Origin of the sequence: Bradyrhizobium sp. SZCCHNR1015, assembly GCF_032489875.1 — a bacterium.
In the GTDB taxonomy this organism is placed as follows: Bacteria; Pseudomonadota; Alphaproteobacteria; order Rhizobiales; family Xanthobacteraceae; genus Bradyrhizobium.
Window position 1 is genome coordinate 150322 of record NZ_JAUEYW010000001.1, and the last position, 19580, is coordinate 169901.

Consider the following 19580-nt stretch of genomic DNA (forward strand, 5'->3'; position numbering starts at 1 on the left):
GATCAAGCGCTTTCTGCTGGGGCGGCGCGACGAAGCGAGCGGGCGTTCGGATTTGGCGCCGCTGCGGGAGCAGCAACCCTGGGCGGAGCGGGGGCATGCGCGACGGCAGGTCCCGCGGCCTTGTTGGCCCCGGCGACTCGGGCAAAGATCTCCTGGCAGGGACCGAATGCGATCGCCTTGCCCTCGTACAGCACCAGCGCCATGTTGAGCGCATTCAGCGCGCTGGGACGGTGCGAAATCACGATCACGATGCTCTGGTTCTGCTGCCGCATGATCTGAATGGCGCGGCTGAGCGCGTTCTCCCCGTCGGTGTCCAGATTGGCATTCGGCTCGTCGAGGACGATGAGAAACGGATCGCCATACACCGCGCGGGCCAGACCGACGCGCTGCCGCTGACCGGCCGACAGCGACATGCCGCCTTGGCCGATTCGCGTCGAATAGCCCTCCGGCAGCCGCAGGATGATGTCGTGCACGCCGGCGATCTGCGCCGCCTTCAGGATCGCATCCGAGCTCGCATTCTCGTCGAAGCGGCAGATGTTGTCGGCGATGCTGCCATCGAACAGGGCAACGTCCTGCGGCAGGTAGCCGATATGGCGGCCGAGATCCTCGTTGCTCCATTGGTCGAGCGCTGCGCCGTCGAGGCGGACGGATCCATGCTGTGCAGGCCAGATGCCGACCAGCGCCTTCGAGAGCGAGGTCTTCCCGGAGGCACTCGCGCCGAGCAGCGCCAGACCCGTGCCTGCCTTGATCGAGAACGACACGTTTTGAACGATCGGCCGATCGGTGCCCGGCGCGGTGACCGTCAGCTCCTGTACGGTCAGCTCGCGGAATGGGCGGGGCAACGCGACCGGCGGCGCTTCCGGCCTGGCCGTGGCCTTGCAGATATCACGCAAACGCGCGATGCCCTGGCGCGCGGCGACCAGCTGTTTCCAGCTGCCAAGTGCGATCTCGATCGGGGCGAGCGCGCGGCCCATCAGGATCGACGAGGCCATCATCACGCCGCCGGACGCCTGTTCGGAGACGACGAGCGCCGCGCCGATACCGAGCATGCCCGACTGCAGGATGAAGCGCAGCACTTTCGCGGCGGCCCCGAGATTGGCGTAGACATCGCTGGCGCGAATATTGTCCTTCAGATAGCGCTCGTTGACGGCGTTCCAGCGTGCCGAGAAGCGATCCAGCATTCCGAGCGCGCGAATCACCTCGGCATTGCGCTGGGTGGCATCGGCGAGAACCTGCCGCGCGGCGCTCGTGTCGCTGGCGGATTTGCTCGCCTGACGCGACAACCGGTCGGTCACCAGCGTCATCGAGATGATTCCGGCCGTGCCGATGACGGCCGTGATGCCGATCAGCGGATGAAACAGAAACATCCCGATCAGGAAGATCGGTATCCATGGCATGTCGAGAAAGGCGGTTGGTCCCATGCTCGACATGAAGGCGCGCAGCTGGTCGAGATCGCGCAGCGGCTGCTGCATCAGCATCGGCTTGGTGCCGCGCAGGGGCAGGGTGGCCAGAGCGTGATGAATCGCGTCCTGCAGGCTCGCGTCGAACACGGTCGCCACCCGGCACAGCATGCGGGTGCGCAACGCGTCGAAATAGCCCTGAATCAGATAGACGGCCAGAATCATCACCGACAGGCCGACGAGCGTGGCGAGATTTTTGCTCGGAACGACGCGATCATTGACCTGCATCATATAAACCGAGCCCGAGAGCATCAGGATGTTGATGACGCCGCTGAACACGCCGATGCCGGCCATGCGCTTCACAGCCTGGCGCAACCCGCGCGTCACCGGATCGTCGCTTCCCGAGAGAAGGTCGTTGAGGGCAGCCGCGGCTTTCGTTCTCGGGCGCTCTTGAGCCAGACTCATCCAGGCGCGTCTCCCAAAACACAGTGCTTCACTCCGCGCTATTGACAGTCGATACCGACGATTTTCCGGCAACAATTGGACATGTGGGCAATTCCGTCGCAGCGTCGCGGGCACACGACCGGCGCGAGACGCAATGCGCCGGGTCGGCTCTGAAAAGGTGTCGCGTCGTTCGGAGCGATCGGGTCTGTGCGAAATCTGTCCGCGATCGTCGATGGTTGCAGCGTGATAACAGCCATCGGCACGCGACGCGCGTCACACATTCGTCCGTCTATCACCTTGGTTCCGTACTCATTGGTCGCGGTCCGGGCCGAATGACGCCACGAAGCCGAATAAATCTTCCTGCGGTGCAACGCACAGGCGTTGTCATCTCGATCATGCGGTATTCGATGATGGTGCGGAGAACGATCATGATGGCGGCGGCAACACAAGGACATGCGGCCCCGCGCACCAATCCAGGACGTGCAATCAGCTCGGCTAGGCATGGCGGCCGACGATGTGTTCTATCATCGAACGTGCGGCCGCTGTGGAACCAGTGACCCGTCAAGCATCGGGCGCACGAGATCAACATCAGCTCCAGGGAGGACCAAGCAGATCAGTCCGCGTGCAATCCGAGCAACTCGTCACCGGCTCGGGTCACGGCAGTTGATCAACCATAGGCGTGATCCAACCGGTCACGCTCAAGCGTAGCGGGGCAACGATTGGGTGCAGAACGGCGCCGTAACGCCGAAGTCGGACGAAGTTGCTCACTTAGTAAAGCGTATCCGGGGGACGACAAAGTTGCTGAACGACATCACCATCGAGACGCGTGATGCGGGAATGGATTCGGGTCGAGGGGCGGCCCGCAGGAGTGAATACTTCATCATCCTGCGCCGGATCGGTCCGCTGAGACGAAATACGGTCGCCAGGTCGGCGGTAAATCGCGCCGATCGCGTGCGCGCAGCTCTGGAGGCGCACGCATGAAGATCCGCAAGACCGACTATGGAACGATCATCCTGCACTGGACCCTGGTTGGGGCCACTGTGATCGCGTTCTTGACGGGGCTTCGCATGGCGACCGAAGCGCCTGGACACGCGTGGATCGCCAACAATCTCGACTGGCTGCTGCCCCGGCACCGGACCTGGACCTGGCACATGCCGGCTGGGGTCGTGCTCGCGAGCGTCGCCGTCGCCTACATGATCTATATCTCGAAGTCGGGGCTCGGTCGCCGCGTCACCATCGACAAGATGCGCTTCAAGGGCCTGCTCGGCCGCCGGCCGGCGCGGCTGGGCTCGATCAGTGTGATGCTGCACTGGGTGCTTTTCATCTCCATGGCGATCCTGATCGTCACCGGAGGCATGCTCTTCTTCGGCGTGGCCTCCGGCTACGTCACCATGATGATCCACTGGTACGCGACGTGGGTGATCCCGGCCTTCGTGGTGCTGCACGTCCTGGTTCACTTCAGCATCGGCGGAAAGATGCAGCTCTATCGCGTGTTCCGACCGGCGCCCTTGCCGCCGCCGCCGCCGAAGCTCGATCCCGTCGAACTGCTCACGATGCTGGTCGAGCAGTCGGAAAAGCTGGAGGAGGCGGAGGCGCCTCCGAAGCGGCCTGCGCCGGCCGCGCGGCCTGCAGCGCGTGAGCCGATGCCGGCGCCGCGGCGCATGGAGGAGCCGCTGCGGGCGCGCTCCGAACCGCGGGTGCCGCCAGGCCGCATGCGTCCTCCGCCGGCACCTGCCAAGGGCAACTCCCGTCGCCGCAATCCGAGCTTCCAGTCCAACCCGTTCATGGTCGCGATCGCCGCGGCCATCGTGATCGGCTCGGCGATGTTCGCCGCCGACTACTACGCCGAGGACACCGTCACGGTGTACCGAATCGCGACATCGGATGCGCCGACGCTTGACGGCGATTCGTCGGATCGTGTCTGGCGCAACATCCAGCCGCACATGGTGACGACCAACCAGGGCGACAATTTCGACGGTACCGGCGAATCGCGCGTCTGGATCAAGGCCGCGCATGACGGCACGTGGGTGTATTTCCTCGTCATCTGGGAGGACCCGACGCGGTCGCTGAAGCAGTTGCCGCTGATCAAGAAGGCCGACGGCTGGCATCTCCTGCAGAACGGATTCGACAAGGGCGACGAGAACGACTTCAACGAGGACAAGTTCTCGCTGTTGTTCACGACGCTGCCGATCACCCTGGCCGCGGACCGAACCTTTCACATGAGTTCGCAGCCGATGCCGGACAAGCCGCCGACGCTGTCGGGTCGCGGCATCCACTACACGCCGGCGCCGAATCTCTATGCCGACGCCTGGCTGTGGAAGGCGACGAGCGGCGGCCCGACCGGATGGATGGATGATGATCATTTCGGTCCGCCTGCAGAACCCACGCCGGATCAGGTCAAGGGACTCACGCCCTACAAGGGCGGGTTCGCACCGGATCCGGGGACCGCGAACTATTCCGACAATTTCGTGATCGACAGGGAGGCCGCAAGACTGGGGAATCGGGGCGTGAGACCGAAGCGCCTTCCGAAGGACGTCGCCGCGATGACCGCGGCGATGGGCGAGATCAATCTCGATCCGAACATCGGCGAGAGCGAAGGCGCACGCTGGTTCATGACCGAGGCCGAATCGGTGCCGTATTCGGCCGAGGCGGATGCCCAGACGCCGATCGGGACCGTCGTGCCCGGTGTGCTCGTCAGCGGCGAGTTCACCGGCGATCGCGCGGACATCCGTTGCGCAGCGCGTTGGGCCGCGGGCCACTGGACGCTCGAAATTGCCCGCAAAATGGACACGAAAAGCAAGTACGACGTCCCGATCAAGAACGGTGTCTTCATGCGAGTCGCTGCGTTCGACCACACCCAGATCCGACATACGAGGCAGATCCGGCCGATGCGACTTGAGGTGCAGTGATGGGTAAGATTTGCAAAATCCAGTACAACAGGGAAACGTTCTACGCGAATGTGGGCGATATCCTGCTCGACGGCGCCATCAACAGTGGCGTGGATCTGCCCCATGACTGCCGCAGCGGAATCTGCGGCTCCTGCAAGGTAACGGTCGTCGACGGCAAGCTGTTCGGCGGGATGGAAGGCGACATGGCGCATGCGTGCCAGGCGCGTGTCGTGTCCGACCTCAAGATCATCACCGAGCCCGTGCCGGATACGGTGACGATGAATTGCGAGGTGGGCGATCTCGTGCGGCTCGCGCCCGACGTCGTCGGCGTCACCCTCGAGATGCCGAAGCCGCTGCGATTCTTCCCCGGGCAATACGCCAAGGTCCAGTACCGCGGTTTTCCGACGCGCTGCTACAGCCCGACCTATCCGATGGTCGGCGCGCCCGACAGCCATTTGCTGTATCTGCACATCCGCATCCTGAAGGATGGCCTGGTGTCGTCGGCGCTCGGCCGCGACATCCAGGTCGGCCATCGCGTCAAGCTGACGGCGCCGCTGGGCACCGCGTTCTTCCGGCAGAAGCATCGCGGCCGGATCATCCTGGTGGCGAGCGGCACCGGCTTCGCGCCGATGTGGGCGATCGCTGTCGCCGCCATCACCGAGAATCCGAAGCGCGAGATCGTCTTCATCGTCGTGTCGCGCACCTTGCAGTCGTTCTACATGCATCAGGCGTTGTGCCGCCTGGCGCGCTTCCCGAACGTGAAGATCATTCCGATCGTGTCGGAGCCGCAGAACGTCTCGCCCGCGATTCGCAGCGGCCGGCCGACCGAACACATGCCGGAGCTCACGCCCAACGACGTCGTCTATACCTGCGGCGCGCCGGCCATGACTGAGGCGGTCGCGAAGATGTCGCGCGCGGCCGGCGCGAAGTGTCATTGCGATCCGTTCGTGTCGTCGGCGCAACCTTCGGAGACCCGCGGCGGACTCATGGATCGTCTCGCCGGATGGCTCGACAGCCAGCGCGGCCGGCCGGCGATGTTCCAGCCGGCCGAATGACATCGAGGCAGCCACGGCCCGTGGCCGCCGCGCGAAAGTCTAGCCGGCCACGAAGCTGAGCAGGGTGCCCGTCGCTGACGCCGGCGGAACAACGAGGCTCGCGCCGCTGCGCACCGCCGCCGCGCCAAGCGCCTTTTCCGTCGTTGCGAGATCAAGTGAAGCCAGCACCAGGCCGGCGCCGCCGCGCTCCGGCAGGCCGGCGAGCGACACGCCGGGATAACGCGCTGCGAGCTGCTCCCGGGTCAAGAACACGAAATCGGCGCGATCGCCGCCCGAGGTCACGGTCACGGCGCCGTCGGCCTCGGCTCGCCCGTCGCGATCGATCAGGCGCGACAGATGGGCTGCGTCCTTGGTCGGATCCGGCGTCACGATCAGGGCCTGCTTCAGCTGCTTGGCGGCGTTGGCATGGCGCATCAATTCAGGAATCCAGACTGTTTCGCGCGTCTTGTGCTGGCATGCGAAGATGCGCAGGCCGCCCGGAGCCTCCGCGACCGGCCATTGAAACACCCGGAATTTCGCTGCCGAGATGGAGCCGTCGGGCAGGGGCACCGGCCGTTCGAAATCGATCGGGCCAATCGGCTCAAAACCCTTGGCGCGGATTTCTTCGGCGCCGGCCGCCGAGTCGATCGCGGTGAAGGCGATGCGCTCGATGCCTTCGCCGCGCTGGGCGAGGAAATTGCGGGTCGGAACGTTGTGGTCGGTCTCGGCGAGGATGCCGAGCAGCTCGATGTAATCAGGATCGAGCATGATGGTGTAATTGCCGGACCCCATCTTGGCGCTGTGCGTGCCGCGCGGAGACAGCGTGAAGCCCAGCCGCCTCCAGGTCTCCGCCGCGGCGTCGAGATCCTTCACCACGACGACCGCGTGATCGATACCGATGACATTCTTGAGGGCCACGCGTTTGTCTCCTTGCAGCGAAGTTGGCATATTGGCGGCCGAACTATGCCCAATCGACCTATGCGCCGCAACCGGCGCGGATGGGCGCTCGGCGCAAGGCAAGACCGTCTTCCTGGAGGGCGGTTGATCAGCAGGGATGAGCTGTTCACGATGAGCATGACGATGGAAAACGTTCAATGGCCGCCGTCCTTGTGGGCTGCGCAGACCCCGTCTGGACCTGACCTGTCCGAGCTTCAGGGCAGTGTGCAGGCCGATGTCGTGATCATCGGCGGCGGCTTCACCGGATTGTCGACGGCGCTGCATCTGCGCGAGGCCGGTGTCGATGTCGCGATCGTCGAAGCCATGGAGCCGGGCTGGGGCGCCTCGGGTCGGAACAACGGCCAGGTGATCCCGACACTGTCGCGCCCGGATCCCGAGGATCTCATCGCCCGTCACGGCGCCGCCGGCGAGCGCTTCGTTGCGATGCTGCGCGACAGTGCCTCAGCGCTGTTCGAGACCGTCAGGCGCTACGGCATCGACGCCGAGCATGAGCAGGCCGGCTGGGTCCAGCCGGTGCATACGCCCGGCCGCATCAAGATCGCCGAGCGCAGGTTCAAGCAGTGGTCGAAGTTCGGCGCGGAAGTCGAGCTGCTGTCACGCGACCAGACGCGCGACATGCTCGGCTCGGATGCATGGTATGGGGGCTTCTGGAACAGGACCGGCGGTCACATCAATCCGCTGGCGCTCGCGCGCGGGCTGGCGCGAACCGTGCTGAGCCTGGGGGGCCGCATCTATGCGCGCTCGCCGGCGATCGATTTCGAGCGGCGCGGGAATCGTTGGATCGTCCGCACCGCGCAAGGCGAGGTGTCGGCGCGCGCGCTGGTGCTGGCGAGCAATGCCTATAGCGGCGAGTTCTCCAAGGCTCTCGCACCCGAGATCGCGCATGAGGTGATGCCGGTGCTGTCCTGGCAGATGGCGACGCAGCCGCTGTCGGACAATGTGCGGAAGACCATCATCCCGGCGCGGCAGGCGATGTCCGATACTCATGGTGAGCTCTATTTCGCCCGCTACGATGCGCGCAACCGCCTGGTAACGGGCGGCGCCGTGATCGGTCCCGGCAACAAGTCCGAGCGGCTGAAGGCGAGGGTCGCCGAGCGCCTGCAGCGCCTGTGGCCGCAGATCGGCGAGGTCCGGTTCGACTATGTCTGGAATGGCTATGTCGGCATGACCACGGACTACATGCCGCGAATTCACCGCCTCGGTCCCGATGCCTATGGCTGGACCGGTTGCAACGGCCGGGCAGTCGCACTGACGATCCCCCTCGGTGCGGAGCTTGCGAAGGCGGTGCGCGGCGTGCCCGCGAACGAGCTGGCCTTGCCGTTCACGGAGCCGGTCACCATTCCGGCGCACGCCCTGCTGCGTCCATTCGCGCCACTGATGCTGCTCCTGTACCGGTACCGCGACGCGCGCGAGATCGGCTAAGACGTGGGATGTTGGGTCCGGGCGAAGTCGCCGCCCGGAATGGCCTCCAGCAGCGCCTGCGTATAGGCATGCTGCGGGTTGCCGAACACGTCGTGCGTGGGCCCATGCTCGACGACGACGCCGTCCTTCATGACCGCGACCAGATCGCAGATCTGGGCTGCGACCCGCAGGTCGTGCGTGATGAAGATGATCGACAGGTCGAGCCGTTCGCGCAGGCTGGTCAGCAGCTTCAACACCTGCGCCTGAACGGAGACGTCGAGCGCGGACACCGGCTCGTCCGCGACCAGCACCTTGGGCTTCAGCGCCAGCGCGCGCGCCAGCCCGATGCGCTGACGCTGACCTCCGGAGAACTCATGCGGGAAGCGATCGGCGGCCGACGGGTCGAGCCCCACCAGGCTGAACAGCTCGCGGGCCTCGGTCAGCGCCTGGTCTCGCGCAGTGCCATGCACGATCGGTCCCTGCGCCACCAGCTCGACCGCCTTGCGCCGCGGATTCAACGAGGCGAACGGGTCCTGAAACACCATCTGCATCTGCTGGGTTCGGTTTCTGACCTCGCTGCGCGAGAGGTTTGCCCAGTCCTCGCCGTCGAGCAGGATCGTTCCTCTGTCGGGATCGATCAGGCGAATGATGCAGCGGGCGAGGGTGGATTTCCCGGAGCCGGACTCGCCGACGATGCCGAGCGTTGCTCCCTTCGGTAGTGAAAGCGAGACGTCCCTGACAGCATGGGTAATGCGCTCGCCGCGCCCGAGGAAGCCGCCGGTGCGATAGGTCTTCGAGACACCGGAGATGGCGAGAATCAACTGGTCCGACAGCTTGCGTGACGGGGGCGCCGCTACCGGCGGCACCGCGGCGATCAATTGCTTCGTGTAGTCATGCTGCGGCCGTTGCAGGACATCCGCCGCCGCGCCCTGTTCGACCACGCGGCCATGCTGCATCACGACGACACGGTCGGCGATCTCGGCGACGACCCCGAAGTCATGCGTGATGAACAGCACCGCAGTCCTGCGGCGCTGCTGCATCTCACGGATAAGCTTGAGGATCTGGGCCTGCGTCGTGACGTCGAGCGCCGTCGTCGGCTCGTCGGCGATCAGCAGCTTCGGATCAAGCGCCAAGGCCATCGCGATCATGGCGCGCTGGCGTTGGCCGCCGGACAGCTCGTGCGGATAGGCCTTCGCCGCGCGCGGCGGATCGGGAATGTTGACGTCGGACAGCAGGGATAGCACGCGCGACCTGATCTCGGCCTTGGAGAGATCGGTATGGATGTCCAGGACCTCGCCGATCTGGTCGCCGATCGTGCGCAACGGATTGAGCGCGGTCATCGGCTCCTGGAACACCATTGCGATCTCGGCGCCGCGAATGCTGCGCATCTCGGCCGCCGCGGCGGTGCAGAGATCGCGCCCGGCAAACAGGATGCGCCCGCCGTCGGTGCCCACACCGTCGGGCAGCAGCCGCATGACGGCATTGGCCATCATCGACTTGCCGGAGCCGGATTCTCCGACGATGCAGACGATTTCGTTCTCGGCGACCGAAAGCGAGACCTCGGAGATCGCATGCGTGCGGTCGGCGCCCTTCGGCAAACGCACGCTGAGGCGGTCGACGGTCAGAATGGGCTGTGCGGGACTCATCGCTGTTTCAGCCGGGGATTCAGTGCGTCATTGAGCCCCTGGCCGACCAGCGACACCGCGAGCACAGTGACGAGAATGGCGACGCCCGGGATCGCGGAGACGTACCACTGCACGCGCAGCACGTCGCGCCCGAGCCCGATCAGGTTGCCCCAGGAGGCGACATTGGCGTCGGACAGCCGTAGGAAGGCGAGCGCGCTCTCCAAGAGGATCGCGACCGCCATCACGACACCGGCATAGACGATCACCGGCGGCAGCGCGTTCGGCAGGATCTCGCGCAGGATCAGCTGGGTGTCGCGCATGCCAAGGGTGCGGCCGGCCTGGACGAATTCGCGGCTGCGCAGCGACAGGAACTCCGCCCGTGTCAGCCGGGCCGGTGCCGGCCAGGAGACGATGCCGACGGCAATCGTCACCGTCGTCAAAGTCGAGCCGAACACCGCGACCAGGACCAGCAGCAGGACGAAGTTCGGCAGCGTCTGGAAGGCTTCGGTGATGCGCATCAGGATGTTGTCGACCCAGCCGCCGTAGTAGCCCGCGAGCGCACCGACCAACACGCCGATCGCCACGGCAATGAGCGTGGCGACGCCGCCGATCAGGAGCGAGATGCGGGCGCCGTAGAAGATCTGGGCGGCGATGTCGCGGCCGGAATTGTCGGTGCCGAGCAGGAAGCGCGGATTGGCGAGCGGCCAGATCAGGGGCCGGCCGGCGAGCGCGAGCGGATCGCGTGGATAGAAATAGCCGGCGCTGAGCGCCATGCCGATGACGATCAGCAGGAGCACGAGGCCCAGGACGGCAGCGGGACTGCGGAAATAGCGTTTGACCGCGTCCATGCGCTAGCTCTCCGCCGTGATGCGCGGATCGAGCCGCGCGTAAAGCAGATCGGTCACGAAGTTGACGGCGATCACGAGCAGCGCCGAGACGAAGACGATGCCGAGCAGGGTGTTGAGGTCGCGCTGGACGACCGACTCATAAGCGAGACGTCCGAGGCCGGGCAGCGAGAACACCGTCTCGACCACCACGGAGCCGCCGAGCATCGTGCCGGCCTGGAGTCCGATCAGCGTCACCATCGGCAGCAGCGCGTTGCGCAGCACGTGGCGGGTGACGATGTGGGTCTCGTCGAGGCCCTTGGCGCGCGCGGTGCGGACGAAATCGAGGTTCAGGACCTCGAGCATGGAGGCGCGCATGATGCGGAGATAGATGGCGAGGAAGATCAGGCCGAGTGTCAAGGACGGCAACACCAAGTGTCGTGCGATATCGAGCACGCGCCAGACGCCGGTCGTGACCGCGCCGATATCCTCGAAGCCGCCGGCGGGCAGCCACTGCAGGTAGATCGAGAACACGACGATGGCCATCAGTCCGAACCAGAACGACGGGGTGGCATAGAAGATCAGGCCCACCGTGGAGATCAGCGTATCCGGCCAGCGGTTGACGCCGCGCGCGGCGATCACCCCGAAAACAAGACCGAAGAAGAAGGCAAAGGACAGCGCCGATGTCATCAGCAGCAGCGTCGGTGGCAGCCGCTCCAGGATCACGGCAGCGACGGGCTTGCCGTAGATCGCGGAGAACCCGAGATCGAGACGCACCAGCCGCCACAGATAATTGGCGAGCTGCATCGGGACCGACAGGTCCAGTCCATAGAAGCGACGCAACTCGCGAGCGGTGGCGGCATCGCCGCCGCCCATCTGCGCCATCATCGCGTCGACCGTATCGCCGGGCGCGAGTTGCAGCAGCAGGAAGACGCCGATCAGGATCAGGAACAGGGTGGGGATCGAGGCGGCGAGCCGCCGCCCCGCAAGGCTCAAGATGCGCATGGCCTCATCCTGACGGATTCCGGCTCAGGCGGAAAGCCACAGATCGTGCCAGCTCGACGATCCCCAGCGCGGCGTGTTCGAGTGGTTGCGCGCCTTGGCCGTGATCACGGTGACGAAGATCTGCTCGATCGGCATCCACACCGGCAGCTCGGTATTGGCCTCGCGCACGAAATCGGCATAGAGCGCCTTGCGCTTGGCCGGATCGACCTCGGTCGCCGCGTCATCAATGATCTTGTCGATCTTGGGATCGTCCCAACCCCACTGGTTGGTCCACGGCGCGCCCTTGGGCTGGCCGGAGCGATACCAGACCGTGGTCGAAACCGCGGGGTCGTTGCGGTACTGGTGCCAGCCGGTCGCGAGATCGAAGGCGTGCTCGTCATAGACCTGCTTGAGAAAGCCGCCGCCATCGTTGCGCACGATCTCGATCGCGATGCCGACCTCGCCCAGCGATTGCTGAAGGAAGGTCGACCACAGCGAGATGTCCTCACCCCACGGCGCAGGCAGCAGCCGCAGCGAGAAGCGGGTTCCGCCGGCGCCGGGCTTGTAGCCGGCTTCGTCCAGGAGCGCCGCCGCCTTGGCCTTGTCGTAGGGATATTGCGGCGTATTGGCGCCGGGGTAGAAGTCGGTCGAGGTCGACGGGATCGGACCGGTGCCCAGCTTGGCGAAATCGCCGAGGAAGTTCTCGATGAAGAAGGGAACGTTGATCGCATGCGCGATGGCACGGCGGACCTTCACGTCCGCCAGCTCCTTGCGGCGAACGTTGAACTCGAGCGTGTTGGTGCGCGCGTTGCCCTCATTGCCCTTGGTGGACACGATGAAACGCTTGTCCTTGCCGAGCCGCGCCATGTCGGAGATCGTCAGGCCCGAGAACGGGCTGTAGTGCAGCTCGCCGGCCTCCATCTGCGCCGCCGCCGCGGCCCGGTCGGTAATCACCTTCCACACGATGCGGTCGAGATAGGGTGCGTTCGGCCGCCAGTAGTCGGCATTGCGCTCGGCGATGATATACTGGCCGCGCTCGTACTTCACGAATTTGAACGGACCAGTGCCGATGGGGGCGAGGTTGGCGGGGTTCTGCCTGATGTCGCCGCTCTCGTAGATGTGCTTGGCCGAGACGTAGCCGAGATCGGGCAGGGCGCGCAGCAGCAGGTTGAGCGGCATCGGCCGCTCGTAGCGGAAGATCGCGGTTTGCGGATCTGGCGTGTCGACCGCAGTCAGGAACAACTGCAGGGTCGATCCGTAGTTGAGGATCTTCTTCCACATGTTCATCGCGGTGAAGGCAACGTCCTCCGACGTGAACGGCTTGCCGTCATGCCAGGTGATGCCCTTGCGCAGCTTGAAAGTGACGGTCTTGCCGTCCGGCGTCGCCTCCCAGCTCTCGGCCAGCACGCCGACCGGCTGGCCATTGGCGTCGAGGTCGACGAGGTTCTCCTGGATCTTGCCGCCGATGATGTAGACACCGGTCGAAGCCTGGAGGCTCGGATTGAGCTGGCGCTGCTCGGCGCCGTAGTGAACGTTGAACACGCCACCCTTGCGCGGCGTCTCCTGGGCGAAGGCGCGGAATGGATTGACCACGTTCGCTGCGATGGCAGCGGAGGTCAGGAGGGCGGTCCGGCGGCTGATCTCGAAACGGCTCGAATTCATCAAGGTCTCCCGAAGGCCAAGCGGGACGCTGGCCGATGGTGCAATCGGGGCGAAGATTACGCGGATCGCGGGTCCAAGTCATTTGCGAATTGCCATGCAGTTCTGCGGCATTCTCGTGTGGCCCATGCAGCCGGCGGCACCGTGGCATACATTGCTCGTATACGAACGAATGGGAGAAGACCTTCGTCGACAAGGCCCTGAATGTGGTGGGGATTGCCGGCGGCGATTGAGCGACCGGAAGCAACTTTGACGTGGCGCCGCAGAGAGCACGCTATCTTAAGTCGGCGTCCCGCGTCTGCATTCGATCGGTAGCCGCAGCACGAATGCGACACCGGTCTGGCTCGGCCGCAGCGAGATCTCGCCGCCATGGTTTGCCATGATGGCGCGCACGATCGCCAGCCCCATGCCGGTACCGCCGCTGTCGCGCCGGGTCGTGAAGAAGGCGTCGAAGATGCGGTCGCGGTTGTCAGGCGAGATCGGATCGCCGTCATTGCTGGCGATGACGATCAGCATCTCCTTGCTCTCCTCGGCCTCGAGGCGGATGCGCCGGGCGCCATGCCGGACGGCGTTGTCGACGAGATGCGTGAGCACGATGAGCACGGTTTCGTTCGGCAATGTCGTGCTACGTTCGACGGGCCCTGATGTCTCGATGACAACCGACGGGAAACGCGATCGCAGCGTGCCGACGGCCTCGGCGATGCTACCGGCCTCGACCGCCGACACCGTCTCCGCCCGTGCCAGCTCGCGCAAGCGCTGGGCCAGTGCCGCGAGGCGGTCGGCGTCGCCAAGGATGTTGGTGAGGAACGTCTCCTGCTCGGCGCGCGTCAAGGTCTCAGAAGGGCTGGCCAGAGAGTCGAGCAGCAGCTCGGCTGCGCCCTTGATCGAGGTGAGCGGTGATTTGAGTTCGTGGGTCAGATGCGCGGAAAAGCTCCTGATGTAGTTGGAGCGTTGCGCCAGTTGCTCGGCCATGGCGAAGAAGTGCTCGGCGAGCTCCGCGAAGTCGCGGGTGCCGTAATGGGCGAGCGGACGGAAGCCTGCGGGATCGTTGCGTCCGATCCGGCCGGCGCGATCGACCAGCTCGCGCATCGGGCGCGTGATCGTGCGCGCCACGATGAGGCCGACCAGCAGCGTCGTGAGGACAATGGTGGAGCCGGCCGCGATGAACTTGCCGCGCTCCTGATAGAGATGCTCGAAGATGTTGCGCGGCGTGCGCGAGGTATAGATGACCCCGGCGACGTGATCGTCGACGATCACGGGCATCGCCGAGAACACATGGACGCCGACGCCGCGGCTGATCGAATAGATCGGTGGCGGGGCCTTGTCGGGAATGCGGATGCGGAGCGCGGCGCTGTAGCGTCCCTTCAGGGCGGCGGCCACCTCGTCGATATGGGCGAGGGATTTGCCCATCTCGTCGCGGCCGGCGATCACGACGCCCTGGGGATCGAGTACGCGATACCCGGCCAAGGTGACCTTCTGCGTCTCCCTGACGATCGGCAGCAGGCGCGCGCCGATCGCGACGTAGGCCGGATCCGCTGGATGGACCGCATCGCGTGCGTCGGGCCGGCGGACGAACAGATCGTTGGCCAGGAGATCGAGCAGGGGGCGAATCGGCGTCACCTCGTCGGAGGCATCCGGACGTGACTCGGGCGGGATCTCGGCGCCGAGCGGCACGCCGGCGGCAAGGCGCGCGGAAACCTCCTCGGCAAAGACCGCCGCCAGCACGCGGCTCTGCGCGATCAGCTCCGCCTGGGTCTGGCGGATCAGCTGGTTGTCATAGATGCGAAAGAAGAACAGCCCGACCAGCGGCAAGGTGCCGACCAGCGCCAGAACGCCGAAGACGATCTGTCCCAGCGACGGCCGCCATTTTGCCTTGGGCTTGGGCGCGATCATGGGGCGCCGCAGCGGCCGAGCCGGAAGCCGACGCCATGCACCGTCTCGATGGCGTCCTCGCAATGCGCGGCTGCCAGCTTGGCCCTGATGTTGCGGATGTGGCTGTCGATGGTGCGGTCGGAAACCTGGATGTTGAGCTGATAGGCGGCGCTCATGATCTGCTCGCGGCTGAACACGACGGCAGGGCGCGTCATCAGCGTGCGCAGGATGCTGAATTCCAGGGCGGTAAGTGTCAGCGGCGCGTCGCCGAAGCGCGCCAGATGCTGCTGCGGGTCGAGACGAAGCCTGCCATGCGCCAGCTCCTCCGGTTCGGGCGCACGATCCGCCCCACCGGATGAGACCCTGCGGAGAATGACGTTGACGCGGGCGACGAGCTCGCGCGGACTGAACGGCTTGGTCACGTAGTCGTCGCCGCCGATCTCGAGCCCGAGAATACGGTCGATCTCCTCGTCGCGCGCCGACAGGAACAGGATCGGCACCTGCGAGGTCCGGCGAATCCGCCGGCAGACCTCGAGGCCGTCGTACTCCGGCATGCCGACGTCGAGCACGATCAGGTCCGGACGGTCTTCGGCGAACCTGGCCAGCGCGGCGCGGCCGTCGGCGGCTTCCTTCACCGCCATGCCGGCCTTGCTCAAGGCCACGCGCAGGACCTCGCGGATATGCGGGTCGTCGTCGACGATGAGGATTCGGGGAGACACGTGCTTTCTTCCGCGGCGAGGCATCAGCTTGGTTTCTGCGACACGGGATGTGTATCGAGATAGCGCTGCAGGCGCCAGCCGCGAAAACTCCAGGATCGCCAGGACGCCATGCTGCTTTGCTGTTGCGCGAGGAGCCGATCGCGGTCGCTCGCCAGTCCCCGGTCCGTCGGTCGCAACAGCATCGCCCGCTCGATGGCCGGCAGCGCCTCTGGCCCGAGCCAGACGAGATAGGAGCCGTCGATGAGAGGGCCGCTCTGCCCCGCCTCACGACTATGGGAGACATTGAAGTCTGCGATCGGCCGGTCGAAATTGATCAGTGCACAGCCGTAAATGGTCGCCGAGAGCACCAGCATGTTCATGCGGACGAGCCACGCGTTGGACTTGGCGAGAGCGATCCTGAGCACGATGAGGATCAGGCCGATCGCAACCAGGATCATCCATATCAAGGCCGCGATCCGCCAATAGGTCAGAGCATAAGTCTCGATATACATGTGAAGCCGTTGGATCGAGGATACGACCAGCATCACGTTCTGTGCCACCCAGAGATAGACCAGCGGCCGGACCAATCGCGACTCGTTTGCCGTGGTCTCGGAGCGGACGGCGACGATGACGAAGGCCGCCGCGAGCAGCGCTGTGACGATCAAGGGATAGGCGCCCCGGTGCGCATAGGCCGCATAGGTCATGCCGTCCGGAAGCGCGGCATGTCCCCACAGATAGGCGCCGTCGAGCGCCGTCTGGAGAGCAAACAGGATGTTGAACAGGATCAGCGCCCGAAGCACCGTTTCAGGGCCGAGCACGGTCGCCAGGAGTGACGGCTGATCGGGTTCGCTTTCGATCGGCGGGCTCCAAGTCTTGGTCCGCTCGCGCCAGCGAAGATTGATGAACGGCCAGACCATGGACAACGTGACGAGCCAGAAGATCGCGCGCCCCATCGTGAGTTGTGAAGCGACCTGCTCGGGACTGAGAACGGCGAACCAGCGCTCAATGACCGGATTGGCTGCCGCGAACAGAGCCAGGAACACGCAACCGAGTGCCAGCGGGATGCTCCAGACAAGGAGAGTTCGCATGACCATGTTCGTGCGTAGCGTCACGATCGCATCCGGTATCAGCCGAAACGGTCCGATGAGCAGCAATTGCCGTGCGGCGGTCAGCGGAAGCCGGAAGCCGCGCGCGGATCGGTTGGTCGCCAGCGCGACGGCCGACAGCGTCGTGAGCAGCAGGACAGGAAAAGAAAGCAGGTTCAGTTCCTCGATGGCGGGAGCCAGGCCGGCACCGAAGAGAACTGCGGCTCCGACCAGACGGCCTCGATTGGTCTTGGCGAGGTTGGCAAGAACGCTGGCGGAGGCGAGCGCGGCGAAAAACAGCGGGAATGCCAGGCCAATCGGCCGGCCGTCGTACAGCAGCGGATCGGCGAGGCCGACGAGGCCTGCAGCGAGGGCGAATTTGAGCCACATGGAATCGGGCGCGACGGGTGCAGCCATCGGCTCGGCAAGGGTGGTCATGGAGGAATCCTTGGTTTGGGTCATCGCTCGGGCCGGAAGGCACAAGCCGATGAGCCCAGCATGACGCCTGCCCATGCAGCGGCTCACGAGGGGATCTGCAGCATTTCAGGATTTGTTTGCAGATTTGGTGCAGACGCGATTCTGCTGCTGGCGCGGGCGAAACGTGATTGTTACGCAATGGCCGTCTTTCCCCTGGGATGATCGGCTGCACACATGCTTGGACGTATCAGGACCGCGGTTCTCTGGATCCTTGCTCTGCTCTTCATTTTCGTCACGCTGAACAGCAACGAGCCCTATCTGGTTCGGCTGCGGGGCAGCGGCCATGTGGCCCTGCTCCTCATCGGGCTTGCTGTCCCGCTGCTGCTGATGCTCGGCGGCCGGTGGCGGCAGGGGGCCGCCGGACGCGCGCTCGTGCTGGCATGGTGCGTTCCGCTGATCATGCTGACGTCGACGCAGTTCATGTTTGCCTGGCGCAAGTACGAGACGTTCCGCACGCCCCCCGACGTGGCGCGTCTGCTCGGCCGGCATTTCATCGTCGGCTACACGGCCGTGGGCGACGCAGCCGCGTTGGCGCGGCAGGGGTTGATCGCGGGCGTCTATATTACTCACCACAACGTCCGTGGCCGGACCGAGCCGCAACTCCGTGCCGAGATCGCGCGGTTGCAGGACGCGCGCCGGAGTGCCGGGCTGCCGTCCCTGCTGGTCGCGGCGGATCAGGAGGGAGGCGCCGTCGCGCACCTGTCTCCGACACTGCCGAACATGCCCGGCCTCGCCACGCTGGCCGATCTGCCGGCCTCGCGGCGCGCGCAGGATGCGTTCGCGATGGGGCGCGCCCAAGGTGAGGCGCTCGCGGCTGCCGGCATCACCTTCAACCTGGCGCCTGTCGTCGACCTTCGCCCGAGCTGGACACGCAACCGACTGGACTTTCACACCTTGATCGGCCGCCGCGCGATCTCCAACGATCCCGCGGTGGTTGGCGACATTGCGCTCGGCTACGTCCGTGGCCTGGAAGCTAGCGGTGTCCGCGCGGCCATCAAGCATTTCCCTGGTCTGGGTCGCGTCGCAGCCGATACGCATCATTTCTCGGCACAGCTCGGCACACCGGCAGATGTCCTGGAACGGTCGGATTGGCGGCCATTTCGACAGGTGCTGCAGGGCTCGCACGCGGCGATGATGGTCGGTCACGTGACGGTCGATGCGGTCGATCCGGAGCGGCCTGCCTCACATTCCAAAGCCGTGCTCGAGGGACTCATTCGCGGCCACTGGAACTATCAGGGTGTGATTGTGACGGATGATCTCGTGATGGGGGCGATCTACGGCCGCGATCTCTGCAAAGCTGTCGTGGAGGCTCTGAACGGCGGTGCCGACCTGTTGCTGGTGGCCTATGACGGCACCCAGTTTCATCGCGTGCTGGCCTGCGCCAAGGAGGCTCTGGCGCAAGGACGCATCGACCTCGATGCCCTCAGCCGAAGCGATGAGCGGCTGAAGCGCTGGGCGCCGGCGGTTGACAGATCAGAGCCGTCGAATGTGTCCACGGTTCTGCAAGAGACTGGAGCCGAGCATCAGAAAATCGTCGACTGAAGGGCAGGACAGCGCGAGTCCTCAGCGCGGGCCGTTGCCGGTCCAGTTGCGCCAGGCGACGTTCGAGAGGCTTCTCAGGTCGGTCGCCAGCGGGCGTCGTACTTGTTTGTCGTGCTGGGCAATGAGGTGCTCGGACTCGCGTATCTTGAGCTGGAGTTCCGCGACCTGCCGCTTGGTGTGTTCGAGCGCCTTCGCATCGGCGCTCTCGCCCACCGTGAACCGCGCCGTCTCAATCTGCTTCAAGGCAGTACGATTCTTTTTGAGCTGGGCGCGATGCCAGGCAACCTTGCTGTCACTGTCCGCAACCATGGTGGACTCCCGCGAAATGCCGCGAAGACTAAACGACCGATTTCTGATTCGCGACAGCCTAGGCCCGGCATCGGCAACATCGGAATACCGATCTGCCGAATCATCGTCTCGATGACTTGAACTTGGCCAGCTCAATCCAACCTCGCGGCGCGTCTCATCTCATCGATCAGTTCGGACGCTTCAGCCTTCGTCATCTCCGCTTGCGTGGGGGCAGGGCGACCGGCCTGCTCGCTGAGCGTCTTCAAGCAGGACGCCTGGGCATCGGTCATCGGATCGGCTCCGGAACCCCAGTCCTCGGATTCTTTCTGCAGCCGTTCAGCCATGGGGCTCTGCCGGTCTTGGCGGGCTCAATGCGCCAGCTTGCAGAATGTTCCCATTTTG

General features: G+C 65.2%; 16 protein-coding genes. 5 read left to right on the forward strand and 11 right to left on the reverse strand.

Annotated elements, in window-relative coordinates:
* Nucleotides 1–2: 2 nt before the first annotated feature.
* Nucleotides 3–1865, reverse strand: a complete 1863-nt coding sequence (locus tag QX128_RS00695; protein WP_316178628.1) for a type I secretion system permease/ATPase — start codon at nt 1863–1865, stop codon at nt 3–5.
* Between the two features lie 777 nt (nt 1866–2642).
* Between QX128_RS00695 and QX128_RS00700 the strand changes: the two genes are divergently transcribed.
* Genes QX128_RS00700 through QX128_RS00710 form a run of 3 tightly spaced genes read left to right on the forward strand, consistent with a single transcriptional unit; the run spans nt 2643 to nt 5787 of the window.
* Nucleotides 2643–2825: a hypothetical protein gene (locus QX128_RS00700; protein WP_315799877.1), complete on the forward strand. Its 183-nt coding sequence runs from the start codon at nt 2643–2645 to the stop codon at nt 2823–2825.
* On the forward strand, nt 2822–4753 hold the full coding sequence (locus QX128_RS00705; protein WP_315799878.1) for an ethylbenzene dehydrogenase-related protein: 1932 nt from the start codon (nt 2822–2824) through the stop codon (nt 4751–4753). The genes QX128_RS00700 and QX128_RS00705 overlap by 4 nt, the downstream gene beginning before the upstream one ends.
* The gene (locus QX128_RS00710; RefSeq protein ID WP_315799879.1) at nt 4753–5787 is read left to right on the forward strand and encodes a 2Fe-2S iron-sulfur cluster-binding protein; all 1035 of its coding nucleotides are present in this window, start codon (nt 4753–4755) and stop codon (nt 5785–5787) included. Before QX128_RS00705 ends, QX128_RS00710 begins: the two co-directional genes overlap by 1 nt.
* Before the next feature lie 39 nt (nt 5788–5826).
* Here the strand turns inward: QX128_RS00710 and QX128_RS00715 are convergent, their stop codons facing one another.
* Nucleotides 5827–6684, reverse strand: coding sequence for a VOC family protein (locus QX128_RS00715; RefSeq protein ID WP_316178631.1), 858 nt, complete (start codon nt 6682–6684; stop codon nt 5827–5829).
* Nucleotides 6685–6834: 150 nt separating this feature from the next.
* On the opposite strand from QX128_RS00715, the gene QX128_RS00720 reads away from it, so the two are divergent.
* Nucleotides 6835–8145, forward strand: coding sequence for an FAD-dependent oxidoreductase (locus tag QX128_RS00720; protein ID WP_316178633.1), 1311 nt, complete (start codon nt 6835–6837; stop codon nt 8143–8145).
* Here QX128_RS00720 and QX128_RS00725 read toward each other — a convergent pair.
* The 7 genes from QX128_RS00725 to QX128_RS00755 form a co-directional block, all read right to left on the reverse strand.
* Entirely contained in the window at nt 8142–9770 is a 1629-nt protein-coding gene (locus tag QX128_RS00725; protein ID WP_316236434.1) for an ABC transporter ATP-binding protein, read from the reverse strand. The two genes, QX128_RS00720 and QX128_RS00725, sit on opposite strands and share 4 nt — an antisense overlap.
* Nucleotides 9767–10597 (reverse strand): ABC transporter permease, encoded by an 831-nt coding sequence (locus QX128_RS00730; protein ID WP_315799883.1) that lies wholly within the window; start codon nt 10595–10597, stop codon nt 9767–9769. The genes QX128_RS00725 and QX128_RS00730 overlap by 4 nt, the downstream gene beginning before the upstream one ends.
* 3 nt (nt 10598–10600) lie before the next feature.
* On the reverse strand, nt 10601–11578 hold the full coding sequence (locus tag QX128_RS00735; protein ID WP_316236435.1) for an ABC transporter permease: 978 nt from the start codon (nt 11576–11578) through the stop codon (nt 10601–10603).
* Between the two features lie 24 nt (nt 11579–11602).
* A complete protein-coding gene (locus QX128_RS00740) occupies nt 11603–13219 on the reverse strand; it encodes an ABC transporter substrate-binding protein (protein WP_316178640.1) in 1617 nt (538 codons plus the stop codon).
* Nucleotides 13220–13495: 276 nt separating this feature from the next.
* The gene (locus QX128_RS00745; RefSeq protein ID WP_316236436.1) at nt 13496–15109 is read right to left on the reverse strand and encodes an ATP-binding protein; all 1614 of its coding nucleotides are present in this window, start codon (nt 15107–15109) and stop codon (nt 13496–13498) included.
* Complete coding sequence (locus QX128_RS00750) at nt 15106–15807, reverse strand: response regulator transcription factor (RefSeq protein WP_315799887.1); 702 nt, start codon at nt 15805–15807, stop codon at nt 15106–15108. The genes QX128_RS00745 and QX128_RS00750 overlap by 4 nt, the downstream gene beginning before the upstream one ends.
* Before the next feature lie 23 nt (nt 15808–15830).
* Complete coding sequence (locus QX128_RS00755) at nt 15831–17309, reverse strand: DUF4173 domain-containing protein (protein WP_316236698.1); 1479 nt, start codon at nt 17307–17309, stop codon at nt 15831–15833.
* 213 nt (nt 17310–17522) lie between these two features.
* On the opposite strand from QX128_RS00755, the gene QX128_RS00760 reads away from it, so the two are divergent.
* Complete coding sequence (locus tag QX128_RS00760; protein WP_316236437.1) at nt 17523–18890, forward strand: glycoside hydrolase family 3 N-terminal domain-containing protein; 1368 nt, start codon at nt 17523–17525, stop codon at nt 18888–18890.
* A gap of 21 nt (nt 18891–18911) precedes the next feature.
* Here the strand turns inward: QX128_RS00760 and QX128_RS00765 are convergent, their stop codons facing one another.
* Both QX128_RS00765 and QX128_RS00770 read right to left on the reverse strand, forming a co-directional pair.
* Nucleotides 18912–19199 (reverse strand): hypothetical protein, encoded by a 288-nt coding sequence (locus tag QX128_RS00765; protein WP_316236438.1) that lies wholly within the window; start codon nt 19197–19199, stop codon nt 18912–18914.
* Between the two features lie 131 nt (nt 19200–19330).
* Nucleotides 19331–19522, reverse strand: coding sequence for a DUF3072 domain-containing protein (locus QX128_RS00770; protein WP_316236439.1), 192 nt, complete (start codon nt 19520–19522; stop codon nt 19331–19333).
* Nucleotides 19523–19580 lie beyond the last annotated feature (58 nt).